Raw genomic sequence first — 25,096 nt, forward strand, 5'->3', positions numbered from 1 at the left:
CAGACTGACGCCCATGAGCAACCCCGTCCTCCTCGTCACCGGCACGTCGTCCGGCATCGGTCTCTCCTCCGCCGTCGCCGCCGCGCGCAGCGGATTCACGGTCGTCGCCACCATGCGCGACCTCGCCAAGTCGTCGGCGCTCCGCACCGCGGCCGAGCAGGCGGGCGTCACGCTCGACCTCCAGCAGCTCGACGTGACCGACACGGCCTCCGTCGACGCCTGCTTCGAGCACATCCGCTCGACCTACGGCCGGCTCGACGCCCTCCTCAACAACGCGGGTGCCGGCCATGTCGGAACGATCGAGGTCGAGTCGGTCGCCGCGGTGCGCGCGGTGATGGAGGTGAACTTCTTCGGAGTCGTCGCGGTCACGAAGGCCGCGATGCCGCTGCTCCGCGAGAGCGGCGGCCGGGTCGTCACGGTGACGAGCGTCGGAGGCGTGGTCGGTCAGCCCTTCAACGAGGCGTACTGCGCCGCGAAGTTCGCCGTGGAGGGGTTCATGGAGTCGCTCACACCGGTCGCCTCCACGGTCGGCGTCCGCGTCACGGTCGTCGAGCCGGGAGCCGTGTCGACGGAGTTCGTCGCGAACGTCGGCCTCGGCGACCGGCCCGCCGCGCTCGGCACGCCGTACGAGGGCGCCTTCCGCGCCTACCTCGACCGCACCGCGAGCGCTTTCGACCCCGCGAACGCGCAGACCCCCGAGGGCGTCGCCGACGCGATCGTGGAGGCGCTCACCGCCGAGAACCCGCCCGCGCGTGTCCAGACCTCGGAGGCCGCCGAGAAGTTCGTCGGCATCAAGCTGTCGGACCTCAACGGCGCCCACGTGCAGGCCGTGACGGCTCACTGGGTGCGCTGACCCGCCGCGCCCAACTGCGGCGAGCGCCCTACTGCGGCGAGCGCCAAACCGCGACGAGCCCGCTAGCGCGCCTGAGTCGGTTCCCCCTGCCGGGTGATGATCGCCGGATCGCCCTGACCGTCGTCGTCGAGCTGCACCCGCAACGGCTTGCGGAACGCCCGCGTGAGCACCAGCACCGTGATGATGCCGATGGTCAGCCAGACGAGCCCGTAGGTCAGCGCATCCAGGTGGAGGTTCGCCCACAGCACCCCGGTCAGCACCATGCCGATCGCGGGCAGCACGATGTTCCGCATGATCTGGCGCGCGCCGCGCACCTCCTTGCGGCGCAGCGCGAAGTGGATGATCACGGTCGCGTTGACGACGGTGAACGCGATGAGCGCACCGAAATTGATCATCGACGAGACGAATTCGAGCGTGAACGCCGCGGCCAAGAGGGACACCGCGCCGACGAGCAGCACAGCCGTCGCGGGGGTGCGGAACCGCGGGTGCACATATGAGAGGAACCGCGAGATTCGGCCGCCGCCGTTTCGCGCCATGACGTAGATCATGCGCGACACGCTCGCGTGCGAGGCGAGGCTCGAGGCGACCGCCGCCGCCACGGCGGCCGAGATGAACAGGATCTGGAACAGCAGGCCGCCGGTCTTGAGCGCGATCTCGGGGAGCGTGTCGTCGGTGAAGTGGAAGCCGGCGAGGGTCGGGAACCGCGACTGGGCGAACCACGCGGCGACGAAGAAGATCGCGCCGCCGATCATCAGGGCGAGCACGATCGCACGAGGAACCGTCTTGGTGTCCTTCGCCTCCTCGGTGTACATGGTGATCGCGTCGAAGCCGATGAACGAGAAGCAGACGACGGTCGCGCCTCCGATCACGGCCCCGAGGTGCACCCCCTCGTGGAAGAGCGGGGCCAGGCTGAACGCCGTCCCGTTGCCGGAGCCCGAGTTCAGCGCACCCCAGGTCAGCGCGATGAACACCGCGATGAGCACGACCTGGAACACCACGAGGATGCCGTTGACCCGGGAGGTGGACGACATGCTGAAGAGGTTCATCGCCGTGATGAGGGCGACATACCCGACGACCCAGATCCAGCCGGGCACCTGCGGGAAGAACGACTCGAGGTAGAGCCGGACGATGAGCGCGTTGACGAGCGGCAGCAACAGGTAGTCGAGGAGGGACGACCACCCGACGAGGAACCCGACGTTGGGGTGGATGGTCTCCGAGGCGTACGTGTACGCCGACCCGGCCGACGGGAACACGCGGGTCATCCTCCCGTAGCTGATCGCCGTGAAGATCATGGCGACGAGCGCGAAGAGGTAGGCGGACGGGACGACCCCGTTCGTCTCGCCGGTGACGATGCCGAACGTGTCGAAGACGGTCATCGGGGTCATGTAGCCGAGGCCGAGACCGACGATCGCCCACAGGCCGAGGGAACGCCGAAGGGAGGTGGGGGCCGGGTTTGCTGACACGCGAGCTCCTTCGCTCAGGGTCGGGCGGACCAGACATCCTAAACACGAAGAGGTGCGAAATCCGAATCGGCGAGTGTCGATATCGACGGTCGAATCGGATTATGACGGAGCTTTACGTAGTGCATTCGGGAATTTCGGTGCGGAATCAGCATTCAGGCGAGAGCGCCGGAAACGATATGGAGCGGCGCCAGACCGGCCTGCAGCCGCTCCGCCTGCGTGCGCACGAGCCGCGCCATCCTCGGCGTCATGGCGGTGGAGTTGCCCCCGACATGCGGCGCTACGATCACGGTGGGAAGCGTCAGCAGCGGATGCCCGGCGGGCAACGGCTCGGGCTCGGTTACGTCCAGTGCGGCCCGCAGCCGGCCACCGGAAGCCGCGCGCACCAGTGCCTCCGTGTCGACGACGGCACCGCGCGCGACATTGACGAGAAGAGCGTCGTCTGGCAGCGCCGCGAGGAACGAATCGTCGACCAATCCCGTCGTCTCAGGGGTGAGCGGCAGCGCGAGAATGACGATCTCCGCGTCCGGCAGGAGCCTCGGCAGGTCCGCGATGGCACGAACCTCACCGAGGCCATCGTGCCTCGCCGTCCGACCGACGCGCGTGAGCTCGACCTCGAAGGGAGCGAGACGCTCAGCGATCGCGCGGCCGACTCCCCCGGTGCCGAGCAGGAGGACGCGCCGGTCGGCGAGGCTCGGATACCTCCGCGCGATCGGCTGCCCCCTCTCCGCTTGCCGGACGAAGTCGTCGAGTCCCCGCTGCGAGGCGATGATCAGCCCGATCGCGAGTTCCGCCGTCGACGACTCGTGCACCGTCGCCGCGTTCGCATACGGCACACCCGGAGGGAGCGCCTCAGCCACCCCGTCGAAGCCGAGCATCTGCCCCTGCACCAACCTCGGCGTCACGCTCGTCGACCTGCAGGTGGAGGAAGCCGGGCACCAGGACCTCGGGCCGGTGGAATCCGCCTTCGCCGCGGCAGGGAACGAGATCGATCGGGTCGACGCGGTCTGCCGCTGACGGGGCGATGGCCGAGGGACTTTAGCCCCTACGCCCCGTGCCTCCCGCTCTTAGTCTTGCTTCAACGGGTAGCACCCGGGCAACCGAAGCGAGGTTCGGACTCAACTCCTTCTCGTGGGGATCGCGATTGACAAGTCGCATGGATCACGGTCAAGGTTGCTGCGACAGAGGCGATGTTCCGGCAGGAACATCGCCTCGACCCGTTAACGGCGCACCTCCGCGGTAGGGCGGCAGAGAGGGGCAGCGACGCGACACGAGCGCGCTTCCCCGGCGGCGTCGCGTCAAACCATCACAATGAGAGGCCTATGGACACTGACGCCGCCCCTCCCGCCGATGCACCAGTGCCGCCCATCGTGACGCCTCCACCACCGCCTCCGGCCCCAGCACCCGCACCAGCACCCGCACCCGCACCCGGCGCCGCAGTGCTCGATGCCGCCCCTCCCCCGGCGCCGTGGGCGAGATACCAGCCGCCTGCTTCGGAGCCGCGGACGAACGTGATGGCTGTCATCGCCTTCGCCGGCTCATTCGTCGTTGCGCTGCTCGGGATCATCGGCGGCCACATCGCCCTGGCCCAGATCGAGCGGACGGGCGAGAAGGGGCGCGGCCTCGCGCTGGCGGGAACCATCATCGGCTACGTGGGCGCCGCCTTCTGGGTGCTGTACTTCGCCTTCATCGCGGTGCTCTTCGCGGTCGGGGGCATATCGGCGTGGCGGGCGGCGGACGCCCCGACGGACACGCCGACCAGCAGCGCCGTCGCGGGGCCGTCGGCGGCGGACTGCGCGACGATCACGACGGCGACGACCAAGCTGTCGAGCGCACTCTCGGCGATCGAATCCTCCCGGATCGCCGATGACCCTGCAGGGGCGAAGGTCGCAGTCAATTCTGCGATCGAGCAGTTCCAGGGGGACACCGCGAACGTCGACCTCACCGGCGACCTGTACTGGGATGTCTTCGACCTCGACAACGACCTCGACCACATCGCAACCGCGCTGGTCGACTACCAGGCACTGCCCGACGGCCAGAAGAGCCTCGGAACGGTCGACGCGGCGTTCAGCACCGCGACGCAGGGCATCGACAAGGTCGTGTCGCTGTGCAGATGATCCCGCTGGGTCAGCTCATTCGGGTCGAGTTCTGACTTGCCGAACTCCGAGTCGCCGTCATGAAGAGGGACGTTCGGCCCTGTAGCAGTTGGTCGCGCCGCTCGTAGTGTCGCCCCATCGGGTTGTACCCGCTGAGCGACGCGGAGGTGCGTCACCATGACGAACCCCCGACCCGGCTCCACGCCCACCGTCTCGGTCGTGATCCCGTGCTGGAACGACGGAGCCATGCTCGGGCAGTGCCTGGAGGCGCTGGCCGCCCAGACGGTTCAGCCGTTCGAGGTGATCGTGGTCGACGGCGACAGCTCGGACGACAGCCACCGTGTCGCCACCGAGGCCGGCGCGCGGGTGATCACGGCGACCGGCGGGATCCCGGACGCGACCGCAGCCGGGCTGGATGCCGCCCGCGGCGACATCCTCGCCCGCATCGACGCCGACTCGCGCCCCTCCCCCGACTGGCTGCAGCGCATCCGCGACGACTTCGACCGGCCGGGCACCTGGAGCGCGGTCACCGGCACCGGCACCTTCTACGGGACCAACCCGCTGCTCGCCTGGGCCGGGCGCGCCCTGTACCTCGGCGGTTACTTTCACGCCGTCGGTCCGATGCTCGGTCACCCGCCGCTGTTCGGCTCGAACTTCGCGATCCGCCGCGAGACGTGGTCGCGCATGAGCCCGCTCGTCCACCGCGACCGGAGGCGCATCCACGACGACCTCGACCTCAGCATCCAGCTCGAACCGGACATGACCGTGCTCTACGATCCGAGCCTCCGCATGAGCGTCTCCGGCCGCCAGCTCGCCTCCTGGTCGTCGTTCCGCCGGCACATCTCGTGGTCGGTCAACACGTTCGCCCTCAACCACCGGCGGATGTCGTTGCGCGCGCGGCGGAGGCAGCGGCGCGATTGGCGCGGAGTGACCAAAGCCTCTGTGCCCCCTCGCGCGCACAGGTGAGGCTGGAGCAACACCCACGACAGGAACTCGAGGTCACCCCGAGGTAGACCCGGACGACGACCGCACTAGATGTCAGCGGAAGGCAAGTCGTACCCGCATCTGAAGCGAGCCGACCATTTGCGAACCACTGACAGGCCCGTATCACCCGTCGGTTGGGGAGGGTGATACGGGCCATCTCCGGTCCGACGCGAAGATCCCCGCGTCAGAAGTCCTCGCGCCGCTCAGCCTCCTCATCGGCGATCCGCTCGACTTGAACCAGCTCTTCCAACGCTGTCCGGAGCTGCTTGACGAGCCACTCCGTCGACGCGCTCCCGTCTGCGGTGGCTCGGTCGAGCTGCGCGAGGCGCTCCTGCGGTGTTCCGCGTAGGTCGTCCATGGTGGTCTCCCTTCTGGTGGCGCTGACGATAGTCGTCGGGGAGGGAGGTGGGGAGGTGCGCTCAGGCTGCGCGACTCAGCGGCTTATCGGTGCGCGAAGAGCCGACGCACGAGCGCCAGCAGGGAGCCTGCAACGGCCAGCCCGATCATCCCCATCCCGGCAACCATCAGCAGTGGCTTGAGCGTGAGATACAGGGGTGGAAGCAGGCAGACAGTCGTTGTGGGACAGGGCTGGTTTGCCATCGATCGGAACACGAGGACGGCGACGACGGTCACGACGGTTGCGGCCCACAGCCTGACCAGGTCGGGACCCACAGCCTTCTTCCGCTTCGCACTGCGGGTTGCTGCCGCCCGTGGTGGCTTCCTTGAAGGCGCTGCCCCAGTCGTCGGCCTCTGAGCGGCCGCCGACGGGCTTCCGACCCTTGCGACGAGACGCTCGAACCGCTGCATCACGCGCAGCGTCTCGGCAGCATGAGGATCGACGTGCCACGTTTCCGGCTCTTCGGCAGCCAGCTTGATCAGATCGATCTTCGTTGTGCTGAGCTGCATCGGCTGAGCGTTCAGCCACGAGACAAGATGCTCGGCGTCTATGACCGCAACCTTCCGGTCATGGTGCGCCCGCTTGTCCACAATCGATCGCGCATTAAGCACGGCAACGACGGAGTGGACAGGCACCGGAAACCCGACCTTGGCCGCCAGTCGCTTCGCAACGTCCGCGCCGTCGTGAACCGCTGCGGCGATGTGGGAGGTGTTACCCCCGTTCACCTGCAGCACCCGGTCCCCGACCCAGACCTTGGCGTCCGCGTGATGCTTTGTATTGATCGCGAAGACTCCGCCGGGCCCGATGACGAGGTGATCGACGTCTTTGGTTCCAGCGCCAATCGGCACCGAATGGCGAACGAACCACTCGGGCCCAAGATGCTTGAGTTTGTCGCCGACAGCTATCTCGCCGAGCGCGCCCTGGTACCAGGGCCAGGCGTCGCCGTGCAGAAACACGCGCTTCTCTGTCCGGAGGGACGGCTCGGCGAGTTCTGCTCGGGCTTGAACCTCCAGGCATTTCTGCGCGACGGCGTAGCCTGCCGGGCGGGACGAGAGCGCGTTGATCGCGGCAAAGTCGACGCGTGTCGACGGCTGCGGTGCACCCCTCAGTTCGTCCCCCATGATCGGCGACGTTATCTCTTTGCGGCGGCTGGTCGCTCGCCCCAGTGGAGGGGATAAGTGGGGCCATGATCCGAATCCGCACGTGGTACGAGCAATCCCCCGCGCGCCCCTCCCCACCCCACGAACAGGGGGCATACCGTGACCACATGGCGATCAAGATCGAACTGCGTTCGGCGGAGTGCCCGATCTGCGGCAAACGTATGAGCGGGACGGTGAAGACGCTCGGCAATCCGGGCCAGCCGGGGTTCCGGACGGCGCCGCAGGACGTCCACTGTCCCTCCGGCTGCGAGAAGGCTCTGGGCGACAACAAGGCTCGGATGCTGGAGGTGTTCCAGGAGTAGCGCCTCCAATGACCCCTGGTGCCGCGAGCCGTCGCTCGAACACAATGGCCGCATGACCGGTTCTGACGTGTCGCGCGAGACCCGGCGTCAGCTGCGCCACTGGGGCAAGCACGCCGAAAGCTACGACACCCAGATCGCGAAACTCGAACGGTCGATGCTCGTCGGAACACGCGAGTGGATCGGTGAGCGCGCGACGGGCCGGGTGCTGGAGGTCGCGGTCGGCGGGGGCAGGAGCCTCCCCTACTACCGGAAAGGCGTGTCACTCATCGGAGTGGACCTCAGCCCCGCGATGCTCGCCCTCGCGAGGCGTAGGGCATCCGAGCTGGGCATGGACGTGGACCTGCGCGAGGGCAACGCGGAGGCACTGCCGTTCCCGGACGCCTCGTTCGACACCGTTGTTTGCGCGCTCGCGCTGTGCTCCATCCCCCGGCCCGACGTTGCACTGACCGAGATGGCGCGAGTCGTCGTACCGGGCGGATCCGTGGTAATCGTCGACCACGTCCGCAGCAGTTCCCCACTGATCTTCGCCGGCCAATGGCTGGCCGAGCGCTTCACCATCCCTCTGGAAGGCGAGCACCTCACGCGTCGACACCGGGACGAGGTGGAGGCGGCCGGCCTGGTGATCGTCGAGGAGGAACGACTCCGGTCGGGCGCGGTCGAACGGATCCGGGCGACGCGGCCCGTGACAAGCTGAGCCGGACTTGAACGCTTCGGTGCGGGACACTGGCACCATGACCGAGATCAGCCGCACTCTCATCCTGCTGCGTCACGCCAAGTCCGACTGGTCGAGTTCCGTCCGGGACATCGAGCGACCGCTGGCCGACCGAGGGCGGACTCAAGCGCCGCTTGCGGGAAGGTGGCTCGGGAGACACGCGGGCCCGATCGATCTCGCCGTCATCTCCCCCGCCCAGCGCGCCCGCGAGACTTGGGAACTCGTATCCGCTCGACTCTCGCCAGCGCCTCCAACGCGATTCGACGACCGCGTATATGCCGCGTCCGCCGAGCACCTCCTCGATGTCTTGCATGAGGTGCCGGATGACGCTCGAACCGTGCTCGTGGTGGGTCACAATCCCGGCATGGAGCAGCTCGCATCCATGCTCGCCGGTGAGAACGTGACGATGCGCACCTCCGGTATCGCGGAGTTCCACGTGAAGGGATCATGGGCCGAACTCGGCGAGGCTTCGGCAGCGCTTCGCGCCGCGGGCCGCTTCGACGGCCGCCACCTGCGCTGATCCGGTCGGCTGGGGGCACCGCGGCCGCCATAAAGAGGAGGGATGGGGTGCCAGAGTCTGACACCCCATCCGTTCAGTCGCCCTTTACGTTCACGATCTGCCTGAGCTTGTGCCGCACCTTCACAAGCTCAGCGGCGTCGACCATGATCTGGTCGATCGGCTTGTAGGCGGCCGGGATCTCATCGAGGAACGCATCAGTGTCCCGGTACTCGATCCCTTTCATCGCCTCCCTCAGCTGATCGTGCGTGAACGTGCGCCGAGCGGCACTGCGCGAGAAGTTCCTCCCGGCGCCGTGCGGGCTCGACTGGAGTGCGGACGCGTTGCCGAGGCCCTCCACCACGTACGATGCGGTCCCCATGGATCCGGGGATCAGCCCGAGCTCGCCCGCCTGCGCCGAGATCGCGCCCTTGCGGGACAGCCAGACGCTCTTACCCCAGTGGGTCTCCTTCTGGGTGAAGTTGTGGTGGCAGTTGATCCGCTCCAGCTCGGCGACCTGAATGCCGGTCCACTCGCTCACCTCCCGCACGACCCGGTCCATCATCTCCTCACGGTTGAGCAGGGCGTAGTGCTGCGCCCACCGCAGTTCGGCGATGTACCGATCGAACTCGGGTGTGCCCTCGAGGAGGTAGGCGAGGTCGGGATCGGGCAACGTGATCCACCACTTCTCCATCAGGTTCTGTGCGACCTTGATGTGACGCTGCGCGATCTTGTTGCCGACGCCTCTGCTCCCCGAGTGGAGGAACAGCCAGACACCGTCCGTTTCGTCGACGCTCACCTCGATGAAGTGGTTGCCGCTGCCGAGGGTTCCGAGCTGTTCGCGCCAGGTGCCGAGCGCCTGCGCGGGGTCGAACCCAGCGTCAGCGGCAAGCTGCTCGAGCTCGGCCACTCGCGGCTGCGCCGTCGCCACGATCTTGGAGTTGTGCGCGCCCGCCGACACCGGAATCGCCCGCTCGATCTGCTGCCGGAGTGCCCGCAGGTCTTCCGGCAGCTCGCTCAGCTGGAACTGCGTCCGAACCGCGATCATGCCGCAACCGATGTCGACGCCAACTGCGGCCGGCATGACCGCCCGGAGGGTCGGGATCACGGACCCGACGGTCGCACCGAGCCCGAGGTGGGCATCCGGCATCAACGCGACGTGCGGGAACACGAAAGGCATGGTCGACGTGACCCGCGCCTGTTCCTCCGCTTTCGCGTCGAGGATGCTCGCCCAGCTGAGCAACCGTTTGTCTATCTGTTTCATCGTCTTTCTTGTCTGTGTGGATTTCTCATGGAGGGATGGCGCCCGAGAAATCCGACATGTCCCCACCCCGAAAGAGGTGGAAAGACGCCGAACGCCCCGGGCCCTCGCGGGCACGGAGCGTCGAAAAGGACGGTCTGCGCCTACACGAGGTGCTGGAGATTGAGCTGCTTGCCGAAATGGTTCGACGAGAGCTGGGGACGGCGTCGGGGCTGATAGCTCACGGCTCGGTCCTCTCCAGTTCAGTAGGGGCGTGGTGCTGGCCCGGTGGCACAGCTTTGCGAGCTTAGCGACGTAGCGGGCCAAATGTCTAGAAGAATCTCGGGTCGCTGAGCCGGCTCTTACTCGCAGACTCGGACGCTGCGCCCCTCGAACGTGACGATGTCGCCCAGCTGCAGCTGCCGACCGCGGCGGCGATCGACCTCGCCGTTCACCGTCACGTACCCGTCGGCGATGGCCTCTTTCACGATTCCCCCGGAGTCGAGGAGTCCCGCGAACTTCAGGAACTGCCCGAGGCGGATGCCGTCACCGCCGATGGAGATGTCTTCGATCGGAGGCTGCTTGGTCATTCCGAAATGCTAGCCGACCAGGTGCGGGCGACGAGCCTCCCCGAGCTTCAGAACCTCGAGGTGCCGTGCAGGCGGCGAGGCCGGGAATCCGGGTCGAGGATGAGACGGTAGAGCAGATCCGCCCAGACCCGCTGGCGTCGCGAGACCGGTTCAGTGCGGTGGCGCCGGACCTGCCCGGGAGGGCGCGGCGATCGGCGCGCGTCGGCGTGCCAGTGATCGAGAGCGTCCGCGAAGGATTTCCAAAGCGAGAGGGCGCCGTCGGTGTCGAGCAGGCGTGGATCGTCCGGCTCGACACCGAGATGCTCGGCCCAGAGTTGGAGGCGCAGGTCGCGCGCGAACCGGCGCGCCGGGTTACCTGCGCTCCCCTCCCGTGAATCTGGCGTGGTGTCGAACACCGCGCACGTCAGCTCGCTGTCCGTAGTCCAGGAGCGTCGGTTGAAATTGTCCGACCCGCACGTGACCCACGTGTCGTCGACGATGCAGACCTTGGCGTGGACGTAGATGGGAGTCCCCGCGGCGTTCTCCAGGTCGAACACCCCGACCCGATCCGGTGCCACGCGCCGCAGCATCGAGATCGCCCGCAGTTGACCCAGACGGCTGGGCGGCCCGGTGAGAGCACCGTCCTGGTCCGGAAACCGAGGGAGGACCACGATCACCTGGAGCCGGGGGTTGCGGGCGAGCGCCTTCGCGATGCTGGCAGCAACCTCCCTCGACCACAGGTACTGGTCCTCGATGTAGATGAACGAGCGAGCTCGGGCGAACGCCTTCGTGTAAGCGCGCGCGATGGTTCGCTCCCCCTTCGGCGCGAAAGGAAACGGAGGCCGCTTCCGACCGTAGGTTCGCAAGAGCTGCACAGCATGCGGACCAGCGGGCGGCGGTGGCGCTGCGGCCTCCGGGAGCGGTTTCGGATGCCGGGGCATGTCGGCCCACCGCTGCAGCATCATCCGGTACGGGTTGCGGTGATCCAGCGGGTGCGGGTCGTTCCAGCGTTCGGCGAACACGGTCAGCACGTCCGCGACCACCGGGCCGCGCAACTCCAGGGCGGCATCGTGCCACGGCGGCCGTTTCCCGTAACGCGGATCCATGTCGACTGCTTGCGGGTCTCCCGCGTGAGCGACGTCGTCGCGGCGGCTGTACGAGAGGTCGATCCCTCCGACGAACGCCACATCACGCGACGGGTCATCGCGATGCCGGATCACGAAGAACTTCTGATGGTGCGACCCGAACGCGCGCACCCGCTGATCGAGCAGTACCTCCCCGCCCGCCTCGTTGATCTCCCGGCCGAGCATCTCATTGGAGGCGCTGCTGATCGGCGCCTTCACGCGCTCACCGTGCGACCGCCAGACCAGCCCGCGCACCTCCACCCCGGAACGAGCAAGGTCGGAGAGAACCTCGCCGATCGACGGCCCGTCGGGGAGGAGCTGCTCGTGGACATCGCCCCGCCAGTCGGTGAAGAAGACGCGGTCGCCGGGCTTCAGCGCGGTCAGCTCGTGATGCAGACGGGCGAAGTACACGGCACCGTGCACCAGCGGGCGCACATGGTTGCCCTCCGACCACGACGACGAGCCGTCCTCCCCCGTCTGAAGATCCGACGCTGGGTTGCCCCGCTCCGAACGGCTGAGGAACCAATCACCGGCATCGTCGTCCACGCGTCGAACTCTACTCATGCGGAGTCACAGAACGGGAGGCTCGGTAAAGCGGGCGCCGCTCGAGCACAGGAGGATGATGGACGCATGCCCGCCGCTCACCGTCCCGGACTGCGGGTCGACTCCGGGCTCACCATTCCGGAGTCCGAGCTGTCCTGGCGGTTTTCCCGGTCTTCCGGCCCCGGCGGCCAGGGCGTGAACACCGCAGACTCCCGAGTGGAGCTGGTGTGGGACGTGGCAGGCTCCGCCGTTCTAACGTCGGCCCAGCGGGAACGCCTCCTCGATCGGCTGGGCAATCGACTCGTCGACGGAACGTTGACGATCGCGGCGTCAGAACACCGCGCGCAACTGCGCAACAGGGAGGCCGCACGAGCTCGGCTGGCCGAGATCGTGGCCGATGCCCTGCGGCCGCCGGGACCGACGCGAAGGCCGACGAGGCCCAGTCGCGGAGCGAAGCAACGACGATTGGAGGCGAAGAAGCGGCGCACCGACGTCAAGCGACTGCGCCGTCCTCCTCAGGACTGAGGCGCGCCCCACCACAGCGAAGCAGCGAGCATGCCCAGGTGTTTCGGCCGTGAAGTTGTCGACGGCCGCCTGCGGTCAGTTGGGCGGCAGCAATGGTCGGGGCGGGAGCGGGGAGGAGTAGACGACGCTCGTGGTGACACTGCCGAGTGTGCCGATCCTGCCGCTGACCTGTTCCAGGTGCATCATGCTCGTGGCGACGACTTTCATGATGAAGCAGTCGTCTCCGGTGACGTGGTGGGCTTCGATGACCTCGGGGATGTCGGCGAGGAGCCGGTGCAGCGGTTCGTAGACGCTGCTGGGGTAGCGCAGCCGGAGGTACGCCAGGATCGTGAATCCGAGTCGTTCGGGATCGACGTGTGCACCGTAGCCGCTGATGACGCCGGACTCTTCGAGTCGGCGCACGCGCTCGGCGGCGGCGCTGTGGCTCATGTTGATCTGGCGAGCCAACTCCGCGATGGACTGTCGCCCGTTGGACTGCAGCAATTTCAGGATGGCCGTATCGACCTTGTCGGGTTCAAAAGGAAGATTCGCGGCCATGCGGTCATGGTGCCACGAAATTGCGGTCGATCTGCCTCAGACGCCGCAGGACCACCCTTCAGATCGCCTCCCGCCCTGAATATCGTTTCGGTCATGACAATCGCCACGGTCCGGTCGGACCTCCTTGTTGCCCATTTCGCCGGCAAGCTCGCGTTCGAGACCGATGCTTCCGACGTGCATGCCGACCAGGAGGAGGGTGTCCGTTTCGTGCTGGTCGATTCCCGCGGCGCGAGCGCGTGGGCCCAGGGCCGGGTCGTGGGGGCGGTTCACATGCCGACCGCCCAGATCGCTGCCCGTGCGGCCGAGGAGATCCGGCACGAGGTGCCCGTCGTGACGTACTGCTGGGGGCCTGGGTGCAACGGTTCGACTCGCGCCGCTCTGGAGTTCGCCAAGCTCGGCTATCAGGTCAAGGAGATGATCGGAGGGTTCGAGTACTGGGCGCGCGAAGGCTACCCCGTCGAGAACGACCACGGTCCCGTCGTCCGCGCCAAGGACCCGCTGACCGCGCCAGTGGATGCCATCACCTGCGACTGCTGAACCGAATCCGTCTACACGTCGGGCTAGTGGTCGCCGTGGTCATCGCCCGAGTGAGATTTGCCCGGGGATGTCGCCGGGGCTCCGTGATCGGCGTGGTCTTCCGAACCCTTCGGCTCGGCCGGCGCCTCCGGAGCATCGGACGTCGGTTCTGACGTCGGCGCCGCAGAATCTTCCGCGTCGTGTTCGGCGGAATGTCCGGGCGCGACAACCCCAGCGCAGTAGGTGGCGACTCCATCCGCGCCTCCCGCTGCCTTCGCCAGCGATGCGTAGGCGACCGAGTCGCGGTCAAGGCCGCCGTGCTCGAACGCGGTGCACAAGCCATGGGCCGCCGGCCCCGTCGCGTCGGGCCCCGTCGGGTCCGTTGCGCTGGGGTTGGGCGTGTCTGTGGCAGTAGGAGTCTCGGTCGGCTCCGGCGTCGCCGTCTCGGTGGCGTCGTCGGTCGGCTCCGGCGTCGGCGTTTCCGTGGCCTCGGGGGTCGGCGTGGCCGTAGGAGCCCCGATGAGCGAATGCGCATCGTTCTGCAGACCTGCGGGGAGCGACCCGGTATACGCGGCGGCGGCGGTGCCTCCGACCGTGATTGTTCCGAGCGCGATAAGGGCGACGGCCAGCTTGCTGCCGACGACCGCGGTGATGAACGACATCGCCTGATTTCTCCTGGTCTGCGTGGGTGCCTGATGCGAGCGAGTGCAACCGTCATCGGGAGTCGCGGTCGGAAATCAGAATCCTGGTCGGGAGCGCGACTTAGCAAGCCCCCCGTCCGAGGCACAGCATCTTCGTCCTGGGCTGAGCGGCGTACAGTTTGCCCATGGAGCCCGTACGGGTCATCATGCTGCCGGGCAGCGTCCTGCCCGCCTCCCTCGCCTATAGCGCGCTGATCGGCTCACTGGGCCCGGAGGTCGACGCCGTCGCGAAGGAGCTCGAACTCTACCGGGACGATTCACCGCCTCCGGGTTGGGGGCTCGACACCGAGGTCGACGGCGTCCTCCGGGAGGCCGATGCACGCGGCTGGCAGACGTTCCATCTGGTCGGCTACTCGGGCGGCGGGGCGGCTGCCCTCGCCTTCTCCGCCAAGCACCCCGAGCGACTCGTGACCCTCACCCTCCTCGAGGCCGCCTGGGCGGGGAACTGGGGCTGGAGTGAAGCGCACGCCCGGTTATGGAGGCAGTACGAGGCCCTGGAGTCGCTGCCTCCGGATCAATTCATGGCGGCGTTCATGAGGCTGGGAGTCCGGCCCGGCGTCGAGCTGCCGCCTCCCCCGCCCGGTGAACCGCCGCCCTGGATGGCGAAGCGTCCGGCCGGCATCACCGCGTTCCTGCACGAGTTCGCGCGGTACGACCTGGACCGGGCCGCGTTGGCGGCATTCGATCGGCCAGTGCTCTTCCTTCTCGGCGGCAGGAGCAACCCCGATGACTACGGCGACAACGCCGAGCGGCTCTCCCGCGTCTTCCCCCACTTCCGATTGGTGGTGTTCGAAGATCGCCACCACTTCGACCCACCCCACCGGGTCGAGCCAGACCGGGTCGCCGCGCTGCTGCGCGAGCACTGGCAGACCGATCCGACTCGGTAGTCGCAGCTTCCGGCCTCCACGAGCCAGCGGTGATCTAAGTCCATTCGACGTCGACGCGCTTTACGCTCGCCGGCACGCCGGCGACCAAGCTGTGCGCGGGGACGTCTCGAGTCACGACGGCACCAGCCCCGATGATCGCTCCATCGCCGACGGTCACACCCTTGAGGATCGTTACCCGCGAGCCCACCCAGACATGGTCGCCGATGCGCACCGGCGCTGAGGACAGCCGGGAACTGCCTCCCACGTGGTGGTTGTCGCTGTCGCGGATCAGCACATCCTCCGCGATGGCGACTTCGTGACCGATCGTCACCTCGACGAAGCAGGAGATTCGCAAGCAGGTATTCGCGTACCCGCTGCCGAGCGTCAACTGGGCACCAGGGTCAACGACCACGCGGCAGCCGGTGTAGAGCGTCATGCCGCCGTCGACTACGAGCTTCCCACCGGAAGCGACACTGACCTGGCCCGGCAGGTAGAGGTTCGACCCGGGCCATTGCGCTCCGGCCCCGAGCCAGCCGTCGCCAGCCGTCTCGCCCCTGAATGTGATGCGGCATCCGCGGTAGGCCACGCCACGTAGCCCGGCCCGCCGCAACGTCGTCGTGCCGGACAAGTTCAGCTTGGACAGTTTGCCGAGTTCCATCGCCCCACCTCACTGCTTGGAGTTCGAAGCGATTGACCAGCGTCGCCTAGTTGCGTCGCGAGGAGGGTACCGCGCACCTGGACGCGCGTACAGGGCAACCTGCGTCGGACCGAGGAGGGTTACCGGCGTTCTCGAGCCGGCCGGCGAGCCTCTGATGGTTAGAGCTCAGGCGGGGACGGCCTCGCCTTTGTCGCTCAGCTGCTCGAAGGCAACCTCGAGCGCGTCGTCCTCGGCGTCCTTCTCGTCCGTGACGCCCGGCGTGACGACCTTCTTCTGGGCATTCGTGAGAAGCGCGCCAATGTCCAGCCCCTTCGGATCCACGGCGATGATCAGAAGGCCGGCCTCGCCTGACGAAAGCGTCGCTCCCATCTCCTCGATGGTGCCCTTCGGCACGTTGCGGTAGAAGTGCCCGATGATCCCCCCAGCACCCGCGAGCGCACCGGCACTGGCGACTGCGCCCGCTCCGGCGGCGGTCGCGGCCAGGGTGGTGATCCCGAGCGGCGGTACCAGGACGACCAAGGAAGCACCCACGATCGCGCCTCCCCAGGCGAGATGCTTGGCAGTCGAGTCGTGACGATCCACGGAGAGTTTGCCGTCCGCGTCCTTCGCGATCACGGCGATCGCGAGATGACCGAGCTCGCCCTGATGCTTGGCGCCTCGGATGACCTCGTAGTCCTCCACCGCATCTTCCCGCGAGCTGTAGGTGGCGACGGCGACCGTCGTCGAATTCGTTGACATGGGTTCTTCCTCCCGCAAAGCTGACGCGGGAAACGCTACGGCCCGGGACGTCAGATGTCCCGGGCCGAAGGTCCCCCGCCGTCGGACGCGGCTCGCGTCCGACACCCGGGCTCTGATGCGACTCTGATCGGTGGCTAATTCTGGAGGAGGAACCGACCGGATTGGCCCAGATCTGTGCGGACGGACTGCGCTAAGCGCGCGGACGGTCGAATCGCGCGCCCTCAGGCTTGGACGGCAGGAGCACGAGCACGAGCACGATGATGCCGCCGACGAACGGGATCAGGCCGAGGAAGAAGAACGGGCCAGCCAGGTTAGCGTCGTGCAGACGGCGCCAGGTGAGTGCCAGGTGCGGGACGATCGTGCCGAGCCCCCATACGACGATGAGCAGCGCCGGAAGCCAGAACAGCGGACCGGGGGTCGAGGTGCCGTCGGCGTTCACCGTCCCGCCCGCGCTGCCGAGGGTAACGGAGAGGACCTCGAGCACGACGACCACGACGATGGTGACCAGGTACCACCACCAGTACTCGCTACGGCTGGCACGACCCGTGAAGTCCGCGTACTTCTTGAAGAAGCGCCGGACGGCCTGGGGAAGGGTGGCGCCATAGAGGGGCGCCCAGAGCGGGGCCTCGCCGGCGGGAGCGGCGGGCGGGGCGGTCGGGTACTGAGGAGACGTCACGAGGAGTCCTTTCCAAGACACGTGTTTGAGTGAGCTGGAGCGCGCACAGTCAATCGCATGAAAGCGCGCTGTGCGTCTTTCGTGACGCGGCGTGTCGCCCCACTGACCGGCAGCGGCGTGCCGCTGGGCCGCTGCCATAGCTAGATCGACCAGGTGGCGGGGGCGCCGGCCGGGGATCCGGGTCCTGGAATCCCGAGGCCTCGGGGTCCTGTGCGCGTCCCGGTTTCACAACTCGGCCGTCAGGCCGCCGTCGATGACGTAGTCAGCGCCGGTGATGTTCCCCGCGACCCGGTCACTCGCGAGGAACGCGACGAGAGCGGCGACTTCGTCGGGCTTCGTGAAGCGACCAGTGAGCATCGAGGCTTCGGCACCAGCAACGACCTGGGCACGATCGGTGCTCGACGCTGAGGACAGGGTCGCCGCAACGCCGTCCTCCCCCAGCCAGAGGTCGGTCGCCACCGGGCCCGGGCTCACAGTGTTCACACGCACGCCGTCGCCTCCGACCTCCTTGGAGAGCGACTTCGAGAAGTTGACCAGAGCGGCCTTCGCTGCGCTGTAATCGATGACGGTCGGGTCGGGCAACTTGGCGTTCACGGAGGCTACCGTCACGACCGATCCGCGCCGCGCCTCCCGCATCGACGGGAGGGCCGCCCGCGTCATCCGAATGGCGGTCAGCGTGTCGAGTCGGAACGTGTCGATCCACTCCTCGTCGGTGACGGAGGCGAACCCTCCCGTTCGCGGCCGAACCCCGCCGACGTTGTTGACCAGAATGCGGAAATCGCCATGCGCCAGCGCCTTGGCTACGAGCTCGTCGGCAACGGGCGGATCGGTGAGGTCCGCGGCGACCGCCTCCACCTGGCCACCGCCCGCGAGTTCTGCCAGAGGGTCGGTCACCGAACGGGAGGCAGCGACAACGAACGCACCCTCCTCGACCAAGGTTCGGGTGACTGACAGGCCGATCCCGCGGCCGGCGCCCGTTACGACGGCAACGGCGCCCTGAAGTCCGAGATCCACCTCAAAGACCCTGGCTCTTGAGCCACTCAAGGACGGCTTCCGCCAGTTCGCTCCAGCCCTTGTCGATGGTGAGCGAATGGCCGCGTCCCTCGAACTGCTTCAGCTCGGTGACCGCCATGGAGTCCCGGTACTGCTTGAGAGTCGAGCGGGTCACCACATCCGGAACCGTGTGGTCCGCCGTCCCCGAGATGAGCAGGAGCGGCCCGCGGGGTGACCGCTTGGTGTCGACCGCGGCCGGGGAGTGCATGACGAAGTTCGCGGCAGCCGCCTGGAAGAGCGGACGCGCCGGGGACGGGATCGTCCACCGCTCGTAGAGCTCGTTCGATTCCTCCTCGCTGACCGCATTGCCGAAGCCGTACCGGAACTGCGCCTCGGTCAACGAAACCGCACGGTGGAGGTTCGCCGGATTGCCAAGGGCTGGGAACCCCGAACGCAGCTGGGCCAGCGGCAGCGGAAGGACGCCCTTGATCTGGGCCGGGTCGATCGCGACCGCTCCCGCCCCGACGCCTTCACCCAAGAGCTTCTCGGCGAGGAGACCGCCGAACGAATGGCCGATCAGGATTGTCTCGTCGCCCAGGGAGTTCGCGATCTCCTCGTAGTGAGCGGCGGCCTCGTCGATGCCGATATCCGCGACCGCTTCGGGGTTCGCGCGCGCCTCTGCCACCCTCGGTGGCTCGTTCGGCCAGCCCGGTGCGACCGGCGCGTATCCCGCAGCACGGAAGCGCTCGATCCACGGATCCCAGCTGGTGGCATGCAGCCACAGACCATGGATGAAGAGAACGGGGCGCGCTGAATCGGTCATGCTTGGCTCCTCCGGACATGGATGACGCGGGTAGTAAAGCAGGGGCAACGGGCGCTCGGGTAGGGGTCATCTGAGTCAGAGGAGGTCGGGGGCGGCCGGGGATCATTCGGTTGCGAATGACGCAGAGGATGGGGCGTTCGCCGTTGGGTGGCTTAGTTGGTCGCACCTACCTGGGTGCGTTGAGCAGCCCGAACGTGCCCCTGGAGGGACTCGAAAACTGCGACCACCCCTTAACCATCACTAGCGCGGGTTCAAAATCCCCGGAATTCCGCGCTTTTTGACCTTACTGAGATGCCTGCGATCACATAGGAACTCACCCGATTGTGGGCAAATTCTGGGCAAATTTGGCCGCTTATCAAATCTGAAATCTAACCTGCCGACCCTGAGTGGACCCGTATATTGGGGCCAACCTCCTGCCACGAGATCCGCCACTGCGGATCGGGCCAGGTCACCCTAGTGATCGGAGATTTGCGGTCGACCCGTCAGCGTCGCGGACGAAGTGATTGCGGAGCGTCGCCCCGCAGCTGTTCTGCGCGTCGACGTCGCCCTCAATCGTGCACCTCCCGTCGTTGCCGTGGGTGGTCTCGTTCGAGAAATTCGCGGTGCTCGGCGCCTTGAGGTTCTTGCGGACGATGTCCTCGCGAGCCGTGTGCGTAGCGGCCTGCTTGTCCTTCTGGGTCGGGCCGGTGTTCGCGTTCATCGAGCGGGCCCTACCGTCACCGCAAATCAAATGGCTGCTTCGGTGAATATCAAGAGTGATCTTCGGAGATGTTTCCACCGGAAAGATCGATCTTCTATTCGTCGATGACGTCCAACAGCGGCAGCCCGCGGACGATTTTCACGGTCGCCACGCTGACGGTCGTCACTCGCATAATGAGGTCCAGGATGTATCGCGGATTGCCGTGCTCGTCCCCCCACTCATTCGGGTCGTTGACGATACCGGAAGCCTTGTCGGTCTTCACCTGATAGCGCTCGATGATCCAATCCAAGGCTGAGCGAGGTCCCAATAGGTACTCGTGCGCTTCCTCGGGGATACCAGACAGCACGATGTCGTCGTTATAGACGATCGCCGTCCTATCTACCTGCTTTCCATTCTTGGCGTAGCGCATTTTCGTCACGCGCAGCGATGCTTCAGGCTTGGAGGTCTCAATCAAGGGGAACCTCTCGGCGTTCTCATACCCAAGGTGCAGCTCCGAGAGCCGTCGACCGGCCGTCACAAACTCCCTGAACGCGTCTACCTTAGGGATCCGTGGCAGCATCTTTTGGAGATCGGCCGAATATCGCGCGCGATAATCTGGGCTGTGCAACATGGCATAGACGTAATGGAAGATATCTTCCTTCAACACGGTCGAACCGTAGATCCGTCTGTATGAATCAAGCGTCTCGTTGGTAATGTTGCTGGCCCGACGATAGCCGTCGACGATCTCAGAGTCCTCCTCGAGCGCCAGCGTATCCACGGGCTCGTACGTCCACTCCGGGAACACCATGCAAGTGTCGAGCGAGTGGTAGTTGGGAACCAAGTCCGACACAAAAAGTGAAAACGGGTCGTGCGACCCGGCCGCGGTGATTATGAGTGCCCTACTGCGCGCCTCTTCGGATGGCCAGCTTCGTCCCACCCGATAACCAGAGTGATTGGCATCGCGATCGAAATAGAGCCACTCCGTGGTGAACGGACGGTAAATGGAGCGTCGGACGCTTGCCTCGTGGAATCGCAACGGCTTGTTTTTGAGAGCATCTTGTTCCATGACCGTGCCCCAGGCGATTTGCTGGGCGTCGCGAGTCAGATCATTCTTGGTAACTGAGAGACCCCGCTGCTTCTTCTCCTGGATGGCTGAGCGCTCGGAGTCGTGGAAAGCAAACATCGACGAGATGTTTTTCGAAAGCACTGCACGGGAGAAGTTCACTGTCCACGCATCTCGGTTTGTTGAAACCCCATGAGTGTCCAACGCGAAGATCCCGCCCTTGCCAGAGATCGGCTGATACTCCTGAAAGTCCGAACGGCGCTGGTTGATCCAGTCTCCTTCGTCGTTCGGCACGATTCGCTCCCAGGCGATCCCTCGGATCGATTTAGCTCTGCGAACTATGTCGAGCTTGTCCTCTCGGGAGCGGTAGTCACCGATGTCGTTGTAGAACAGCCGCCCGTTTTCGGAAGCATCTGGGTTCTTCACAAGCAAGTAGATGGCTACAGTTGCCCGGCTTCCTGCGCCGAAAACCTTGCCACCTTCACGGCGAGACTGCTCGCCGGCAGTTCGTTGGTTGCCACGCAGGTTGAACACGTAGAGACTGCTGTACTCGGCGATAAGGCTCTTTCTAATGCCATCCGCCGAGTTCGAGTCGATGAACCCCCCGTTCGAGACGAATCCGACAATGCCACGGTCGCCGATCCGGTCGGATGCCCAGCGGATCGCTCGGATGTAGGAGTCGTAGAGGGACACCTTGTTGACGTTCTTGGCGCGCTTAGCGTAAGTGTTGCGAATCGCCTCATCGAGCGTTTCGTACTTGATGTTCTGATTGTTGTCGTTCGCCGATGACTGCCCGACCGACCAAGGCGGATTGCCGATGATGACTCGTATGTCCAGGCTTTTTTGCGCGGCGACTCGGTCATTATTTGCCTGAAATACGCCGAGGTCGTCCATCTTGTCGTCGTCCTCGAACATCTGGAATGTGTCGGTGAGGACGATGCCGTCGAACGGGACATAGTTGCCCCCCTGAGCCGCATGATAGGTCTCCTCGATATTGATCGCCGCAACGTAGTACGCGAGAAGGACAATTTCATTCGCGTGAAGCTCGTAGCGATACTTTCGAGCGAGGTCGTGCTGCCTGATGAGACCCGATTGGAGCAGGCGAACTATGAACGTGCCCGTACCGGTAAAGGGATCCAGGATGTGCACGTCTTTATCGGAGAGAGATGTGCTGAATTCGTCCTCGAGGATGTCATTCACGCTGTGGACTATGAAGTCCACGATTTCGTTCGGTGTGTATACGATGCCCAGGCGTTCGCTGGTCTTAGAGAAGGCCGTCGAGAAGAACTTTTCGTAGAGTTCTTTGACGATAGTCTGCTTCGCGCCGGCGTCATCGATACCCGCCGCGCGGGTGCGCACACTGTCATAGAACTTCTCTAGCTTTGCGGTTTCGTTCTCCAGGTTTTCACCATCAAGGACTTCGACCATTCGATTCATCACTTGGGAGACTGGATTGCCTTCGCTGAACGCGTAGCCTTCAAAAAGTGCGTCGAATACGGGCTGGGTGATTAGATGCTGTGAAAGCATTTGCACCGCATCCTCGTAGGCAATATCGGGATTTAGATTCAGCCGTAGGCCCTCTGTGAATGCCTCGAACTCCTCGCGGATGCGCTTGTTTTCGCCATTTACTAGCGCGTTGATGCGAGTCGCGTGAGTCTTCGCAATGTCAGCTACGTCTTTTGCCCAGTTCTCCCAATAGCGCCGCTCCCCAACCTTTTGAACGATCTTCGAAAGGATCGCATCGCGCCATGCCTCGATTTTAGAGAAGTCAAGCTGCAGCGCTCCTTGCACCTTCTCGGCGCCTTCTATCGCGGCGTCTTCGTCATTGCTGCTTCTCCGAGGATCGGAACCAATGACATCGACAACGAGCCTCTCCGTCTTCCTGGTGAGGTCGATCTTGTTAACCTCAGCATCGAAGCGTTCGTCGTGCGCCCGTAGAGCTTGGAGTACCTGCCAAACTACCCGGTACTTGTCGTTATTGTTGAGCGCCTGGTCGGGCTCAACGTCACCGGGAACAGCGATAGGCAGGATGACGTAGCCGAATTTCTTGCCCACCATTTTCCGCATGACCCGGCCGACGGACTGAACGACGTCCACGACGGACTTGCGCGGATTCATGAACATGACGGCGTCCAGCGCCGGCACATCCACCCCTTCGGAAAGGCACTTCGCGTTCGAAAGAATTCGAACCGTGTTGTCCGGGGAAGGCTCCTTGAGCCAGTCGAGCTTCTCGTTCCGGACGAGCATCGACTGGGTACCGTCCACATGCCGCGCTTGCGCTCGCAGAAGCCTGGACGGGTCCTCGCCGGATGCCTCGAGGCGCCCCGCTTCCCCTTCGACGACCTGCTGAAACGCGTCGGCCAGCTTCTTGGAAGTCGCGATATCTTTCGCAAACATGACCGCTCGTTGCATGGGAGAAGGATCTTCCGCATACTCACCCGGAATCACGGATCGCTTAGACAGGCCGTTCCAGGTGCCCACAATCTTCGCGGTGTCTTCCATGTCGAGCTCGTAGCCGTCGCGGGACATCAGTGATTGAAATTCGCTCGCGACAAAGCCCTCATCAACCGCCAGTACCAACACTTTGTAATCGGTGAGGCGTCCCATACTGACCGCCTGCCCAAAGCCGAGCCTATGAAACTCGGGACCGAAAGTGTCTAGGTCATCCATGTCGGCAAGTTTCGCGCCGAGTTCGCCAGCCTTCTTACGAGTCCCGTCGGAGAAGATGCGCGGCGTAGCAGTCATGTACAACCGCTTCTTGCCCTGCAAGAAGCCCTGGTCATGAACTTTCATGAAGGCAGACTCGTCATCGACGGTCATCGCGGCGCCAGTCGTACGGTGAGCCTCGTCGCAAACGATCAGATCAAACTCCGGCAAGCCAAGACCCTGCGCCTTTGAGATGACCGGTAGAGACTGGTAGGTCGAAAAGACGACCGTCAGCTTTCCTGCGGCGTCTCCGAGACTGAACTGCCTCACGAGGGCGTTAGCGTTTGTAGTCGCGGGGAACGCAAGGTCTCGAACAGGTATGTCTTCTTCCGTTCGCCGCTTCCCGACGGAAACGTCGGAGCAGACTGCGAATGCGCGAAGCGGGCCTTCCGCTTGGACGGTCCACTCCTTAAGCGTTTGGGACAGCAATGCGATTGAGGGCACGAGAAAGAGCACTGTCCCACCAGCTGGAACCAGCTTCTCGGCAAGGCGCAACGAAGTGAAGGTCTTCCCAGTGCCACACGCCATGATCAGCTTCCCGCGATCATGGTAAGCGAACCCCGTCACGACGTCATCGATAGCTTCGATTTGGTAGTCGAACGGCGTCTTGTGCTGCTTCTTGACCAAGTTCGCCGGCTCATCCCAGACGAACCGGGACCAGTCGATGGCGGATTCATCGAGATCTTGTACGCGCAGCCGCTCTACCGGAATCGTTTGGTCGACGATCGCGTCCTCGGCATTCTTGCCCCATTTGTCCGACGTCGAGATGATCAGCCTCGCCCCGAACTCCGGAGTGTGATCCGGCCGCAGCTTGCCGGAAGCCGACAAGAAGGAGTCGAGCATCCCCTTCGTTACCGTTGTAGTCGGCGCAAAGAACTTGCACTGAATGGCCGTGAGTTCGCCCGTGTCACGATTGCGCGCGACCAAATCGATCCCAGTATCTGGACGTTTGCCGCGACCGGGGTACTCCGACCAGAGCCATACACGGTCATACAGCTCCGCGTACTGTGGCTCGGTGCGCAGAAACGCCTGCATTAGCCGTTCGAAATGCGCACCCTTCTCAAACTCGTCCAGCGCGGTCCGACGGTACTGATCAAGGACCGTTGCGACCGAGGAGATGGGCCGACTTGGGCGCGAAGTGCCTTCGAACTGACTGTCGAGTTCATTCAAGGTGAGCGTCTCTCTTAGCTCCTGAAGAACTTCATCCCGGGCGGAACCAGCCTCCTTCCAACGCTTCATCGAGGTATCGGACGTGCCCATCCGCCACGCGCTCGGCATGCCTTCGATAGCACCAATTTCTGTCAACAACCAGTCGCCTGCGCCTGGTTCATTCACGTCCTTCGGTCCGACGGTGATCAAGGCCGTTCGACCGGACTCTAGGGCGGCTTTCCAGTCGGGCTCGGGCGCAAAATGGACATTTGCTAGCGCGGTAACTAAGTCGGCGGATACGTCTATCCACGCCTCTGCAATTGCCGACTCGAACGCTGCGTAGTTCTCAAGTGCAGGAGGCCCTTCCTGAGAAGCCTCGCCGAAGTAACCGAGGCCCCGACCGAGCTCGATCCAATCGTTAGCTTCGGCCAGCAACGTGTCTCGCGCGTTCCTCTCGGGTCCTGACTCAAGCTGCATCGATTCCAGGGTTTCGATGACAGCGGCCCGGAAGTTGGCGAGACGAAACGCTG

25 protein-coding genes are annotated in these 25,096 nt (G+C 65.2%); 9 read left to right on the plus strand and 16 right to left on the minus strand.

Features of this window, described 5'->3' with window-relative positions:
• The first annotated feature begins 13 nt into the window (after positions 1-13).
• Entirely contained in the window at positions 14-853 is an 840-nt protein-coding gene (locus tag FPT20_RS10970) for an SDR family NAD(P)-dependent oxidoreductase (RefSeq protein WP_158865206.1), read from the plus strand.
• Positions 854-915: 62 nt separating this feature from the next.
• Here the strand turns inward: FPT20_RS10970 and FPT20_RS10975 are convergent, their stop codons facing one another.
• Positions 916-2,316: an APC family permease gene (locus FPT20_RS10975; protein ID WP_233265483.1), complete on the minus strand. Its 1,401-nt coding sequence runs from the start codon at positions 2,314-2,316 to the stop codon at positions 916-918.
• Positions 2,317-2,468: 152 nt separating this feature from the next.
• Entirely contained in the window at positions 2,469-3,218 is a 750-nt protein-coding gene (locus FPT20_RS10980) for an NAD(P)-dependent oxidoreductase (RefSeq protein WP_233265484.1), read from the minus strand.
• A 609-nt stretch (positions 3,219-3,827) separates the two neighbouring features.
• On the opposite strand from FPT20_RS10980, the gene FPT20_RS10985 reads away from it, so the two are divergent.
• A complete protein-coding gene (locus tag FPT20_RS10985; RefSeq protein WP_158865208.1) occupies positions 3,828-4,430 on the plus strand; it encodes a DUF4190 domain-containing protein in 603 nt (200 codons plus the stop codon).
• 156 nt (positions 4,431-4,586) lie between these two features.
• Complete coding sequence (locus tag FPT20_RS10990; protein ID WP_158865210.1) at positions 4,587-5,375, plus strand: glycosyltransferase; 789 nt, start codon at positions 4,587-4,589, stop codon at positions 5,373-5,375.
• A gap of 202 nt (positions 5,376-5,577) precedes the next feature.
• Here FPT20_RS10990 and FPT20_RS10995 read toward each other — a convergent pair whose 3' ends face one another.
• Both FPT20_RS10995 and FPT20_RS11000 read right to left on the minus strand, forming a co-directional pair.
• A complete protein-coding gene (locus FPT20_RS10995) occupies positions 5,578-5,751 on the minus strand; it encodes a hypothetical protein (protein ID WP_158865212.1) in 174 nt (57 codons plus the stop codon).
• Positions 5,752-5,834: 83 nt separating this feature from the next.
• Positions 5,835-6,911, minus strand: a complete 1,077-nt coding sequence (locus FPT20_RS11000; RefSeq protein WP_158865214.1) for a nuclease-related domain-containing protein — start codon at positions 6,909-6,911, stop codon at positions 5,835-5,837.
• Positions 6,912-7,057: 146 nt separating this feature from the next.
• Here FPT20_RS11000 and FPT20_RS11005 point away from each other — a divergent pair, with 146 nt between their 5' ends.
• The 3 genes from FPT20_RS11005 to FPT20_RS11015 are packed head-to-tail and all read left to right on the plus strand — an operon-like array spanning position 7,058 to position 8,484.
• Complete coding sequence (locus FPT20_RS11005) at positions 7,058-7,252, plus strand: hypothetical protein (RefSeq protein WP_158865216.1); 195 nt, start codon at positions 7,058-7,060, stop codon at positions 7,250-7,252.
• 52 nt (positions 7,253-7,304) lie between these two features.
• Entirely contained in the window at positions 7,305-7,946 is a 642-nt protein-coding gene (locus FPT20_RS11010) for a class I SAM-dependent methyltransferase (RefSeq protein WP_158865218.1), read from the plus strand.
• Positions 7,947-7,983: 37 nt separating this feature from the next.
• Complete coding sequence (locus FPT20_RS11015; protein ID WP_158865220.1) at positions 7,984-8,484, plus strand: SixA phosphatase family protein; 501 nt, start codon at positions 7,984-7,986, stop codon at positions 8,482-8,484.
• A 73-nt stretch (positions 8,485-8,557) separates the two neighbouring features.
• On the opposite strand, the gene FPT20_RS11020 is transcribed toward FPT20_RS11015, so the two are convergent.
• From FPT20_RS11020 to FPT20_RS11030, 3 genes are all read right to left on the minus strand, one after another.
• Positions 8,558-9,724: an RtcB family protein gene (locus FPT20_RS11020; protein ID WP_158865222.1), complete on the minus strand. Its 1,167-nt coding sequence runs from the start codon at positions 9,722-9,724 to the stop codon at positions 8,558-8,560.
• Between the two features lie 338 nt (positions 9,725-10,062).
• Positions 10,063-10,290, minus strand: a complete 228-nt coding sequence (locus FPT20_RS11025) for an RNA-binding S4 domain-containing protein (protein WP_158865224.1) — start codon at positions 10,288-10,290, stop codon at positions 10,063-10,065.
• A 47-nt stretch (positions 10,291-10,337) separates the two neighbouring features.
• Complete coding sequence (locus tag FPT20_RS11030; protein WP_199245748.1) at positions 10,338-11,939, minus strand: phospholipase D family protein; 1,602 nt, start codon at positions 11,937-11,939, stop codon at positions 10,338-10,340.
• Positions 11,940-12,023: 84 nt separating this feature from the next.
• Here FPT20_RS11030 and arfB point away from each other — a divergent pair, with 84 nt between their 5' ends.
• Positions 12,024-12,461: an alternative ribosome rescue aminoacyl-tRNA hydrolase ArfB gene (gene arfB, locus FPT20_RS11035; RefSeq protein WP_158865228.1), complete on the plus strand. Its 438-nt coding sequence runs from the start codon at positions 12,024-12,026 to the stop codon at positions 12,459-12,461.
• Between the two features lie 75 nt (positions 12,462-12,536).
• On the opposite strand, the gene FPT20_RS11040 is transcribed toward arfB, so the two are convergent.
• On the minus strand, positions 12,537-12,998 hold the full coding sequence (locus FPT20_RS11040; protein ID WP_158865230.1) for an Lrp/AsnC family transcriptional regulator: 462 nt from the start codon (positions 12,996-12,998) through the stop codon (positions 12,537-12,539).
• A 93-nt stretch (positions 12,999-13,091) separates the two neighbouring features.
• Here FPT20_RS11040 and FPT20_RS11045 point away from each other — a divergent pair, with 93 nt between their 5' ends.
• A complete protein-coding gene (locus FPT20_RS11045) occupies positions 13,092-13,535 on the plus strand; it encodes a rhodanese-like domain-containing protein (protein WP_158865232.1) in 444 nt (147 codons plus the stop codon).
• Positions 13,536-13,558: 23 nt separating this feature from the next.
• Here FPT20_RS11045 and FPT20_RS11050 read toward each other — a convergent pair whose 3' ends face one another.
• Positions 13,559-14,176, minus strand: coding sequence for a protein tyrosine phosphatase (locus FPT20_RS11050; protein ID WP_158865234.1), 618 nt, complete (start codon positions 14,174-14,176; stop codon positions 13,559-13,561).
• Between the two features lie 164 nt (positions 14,177-14,340).
• Here FPT20_RS11050 and FPT20_RS11055 point away from each other — a divergent pair, with 164 nt between their 5' ends.
• The gene (locus tag FPT20_RS11055; RefSeq protein WP_158865236.1) at positions 14,341-15,102 is read left to right on the plus strand and encodes an alpha/beta fold hydrolase; all 762 of its coding nucleotides are present in this window, start codon (positions 14,341-14,343) and stop codon (positions 15,100-15,102) included.
• Between the two features lie 34 nt (positions 15,103-15,136).
• On the opposite strand, the gene FPT20_RS18160 is transcribed toward FPT20_RS11055, so the two are convergent.
• The 7 genes from FPT20_RS18160 to FPT20_RS11090 form a co-directional block, all read right to left on the minus strand.
• A complete protein-coding gene (locus FPT20_RS18160) occupies positions 15,137-15,739 on the minus strand; it encodes an acyltransferase (protein ID WP_325064788.1) in 603 nt (200 codons plus the stop codon).
• Between the two features lie 165 nt (positions 15,740-15,904).
• Positions 15,905-16,477, minus strand: a complete 573-nt coding sequence (locus FPT20_RS11065) for a hypothetical protein (protein ID WP_158865238.1) — start codon at positions 16,475-16,477, stop codon at positions 15,905-15,907.
• A 190-nt stretch (positions 16,478-16,667) separates the two neighbouring features.
• Positions 16,668-17,153, minus strand: coding sequence for a DUF805 domain-containing protein (locus FPT20_RS11070; protein ID WP_158865240.1), 486 nt, complete (start codon positions 17,151-17,153; stop codon positions 16,668-16,670).
• Positions 17,154-17,378: 225 nt separating this feature from the next.
• On the minus strand, positions 17,379-18,167 hold the full coding sequence (locus FPT20_RS11075; protein ID WP_158865242.1) for an SDR family oxidoreductase: 789 nt from the start codon (positions 18,165-18,167) through the stop codon (positions 17,379-17,381).
• A gap of 1 nt (position 18,168) precedes the next feature.
• Positions 18,169-18,969, minus strand: coding sequence for an alpha/beta hydrolase (locus tag FPT20_RS11080; RefSeq protein ID WP_158865244.1), 801 nt, complete (start codon positions 18,967-18,969; stop codon positions 18,169-18,171).
• Positions 18,970-19,417: 448 nt separating this feature from the next.
• Complete coding sequence (locus tag FPT20_RS11085; RefSeq protein WP_158865247.1) at positions 19,418-19,669, minus strand: hypothetical protein; 252 nt, start codon at positions 19,667-19,669, stop codon at positions 19,418-19,420.
• 94 nt (positions 19,670-19,763) lie between these two features.
• Entirely contained in the window at positions 19,764-25,043 is a 5,280-nt protein-coding gene (locus FPT20_RS11090) for a DEAD/DEAH box helicase (RefSeq protein ID WP_233265485.1), read from the minus strand.
• Between the last annotated feature and the right edge of the window lie 53 nt (positions 25,044-25,096).

The sequence above is a fragment of the Leifsonia sp. AG29 genome (assembly GCF_009765225.1).
GTDB lineage: Bacteria > Actinomycetota > Actinomycetes > Actinomycetales > Microbacteriaceae > Leifsonia.

What these genes read in the sequence shown, in the direction of transcription:
- FPT20_RS11080 (WP_158865244.1), bottom strand. Translation starts at nt 18,969, where the DNA reads ATGACCGATTCAGCGCGCCCCGTTCTCTTCATCCATGGTCTGTGGCTG.
- FPT20_RS11020 (WP_158865222.1), bottom strand. Translation starts at nt 9,724, where the DNA reads ATGAAACAGATAGACAAACGGTTGCTCAGCTGGGCGAGCATCCTCGAC.
- FPT20_RS11000 (WP_158865214.1), bottom strand. Translation starts at nt 6,911, where the DNA reads ATGGGGGACGAACTGAGGGGTGCACCGCAGCCGTCGACACGCGTCGAC.
- FPT20_RS11065 (WP_158865238.1), bottom strand. Translation starts at nt 16,477, where the DNA reads ATGTCAACGAATTCGACGACGGTCGCCGTCGCCACCTACAGCTCGCGG.
- FPT20_RS11040 (WP_158865230.1), bottom strand. Translation starts at nt 12,998, where the DNA reads ATGGCCGCGAATCTTCCTTTTGAACCCGACAAGGTCGATACGGCCATC.
- FPT20_RS11025 (WP_158865224.1), bottom strand. Translation starts at nt 10,290, where the DNA reads ATGACCAAGCAGCCTCCGATCGAAGACATCTCCATCGGCGGTGACGGC.
- FPT20_RS11045 (WP_158865232.1), top strand. Translation starts at nt 13,092, where the DNA reads ATGACAATCGCCACGGTCCGGTCGGACCTCCTTGTTGCCCATTTCGCC.
- FPT20_RS11010 (WP_158865218.1), top strand. Translation starts at nt 7,305, where the DNA reads ATGACCGGTTCTGACGTGTCGCGCGAGACCCGGCGTCAGCTGCGCCAC.
- arfB (WP_158865228.1), top strand. Translation starts at nt 12,024, where the DNA reads ATGCCCGCCGCTCACCGTCCCGGACTGCGGGTCGACTCCGGGCTCACC.
- FPT20_RS10970 (WP_158865206.1), top strand. Translation starts at nt 14, where the DNA reads ATGAGCAACCCCGTCCTCCTCGTCACCGGCACGTCGTCCGGCATCGGT.
- FPT20_RS11005 (WP_158865216.1), top strand. Translation starts at nt 7,058, where the DNA reads ATGGCGATCAAGATCGAACTGCGTTCGGCGGAGTGCCCGATCTGCGGC.
- FPT20_RS10985 (WP_158865208.1), top strand. Translation starts at nt 3,828, where the DNA reads ATGGCTGTCATCGCCTTCGCCGGCTCATTCGTCGTTGCGCTGCTCGGG.
- FPT20_RS11090 (WP_233265485.1), bottom strand. Translation starts at nt 25,043, where the DNA reads ATGCAGCTTGAGTCAGGACCCGAGAGGAACGCGCGAGACACGTTGCTG.
- FPT20_RS11085 (WP_158865247.1), bottom strand. Translation starts at nt 19,669, where the DNA reads ATGAACGCGAACACCGGCCCGACCCAGAAGGACAAGCAGGCCGCTACG.
- FPT20_RS11055 (WP_158865236.1), top strand. Translation starts at nt 14,341, where the DNA reads ATGGAGCCCGTACGGGTCATCATGCTGCCGGGCAGCGTCCTGCCCGCC.
- FPT20_RS18160 (WP_325064788.1), bottom strand. Translation starts at nt 15,739, where the DNA reads ATGGAACTCGGCAAACTGTCCAAGCTGAACTTGTCCGGCACGACGACG.
- FPT20_RS11050 (WP_158865234.1), bottom strand. Translation starts at nt 14,176, where the DNA reads ATGTCGTTCATCACCGCGGTCGTCGGCAGCAAGCTGGCCGTCGCCCTT.
- FPT20_RS10990 (WP_158865210.1), top strand. Translation starts at nt 4,587, where the DNA reads ATGACGAACCCCCGACCCGGCTCCACGCCCACCGTCTCGGTCGTGATC.
- FPT20_RS11015 (WP_158865220.1), top strand. Translation starts at nt 7,984, where the DNA reads ATGACCGAGATCAGCCGCACTCTCATCCTGCTGCGTCACGCCAAGTCC.
- FPT20_RS10995 (WP_158865212.1), bottom strand. Translation starts at nt 5,751, where the DNA reads ATGGACGACCTACGCGGAACACCGCAGGAGCGCCTCGCGCAGCTCGAC.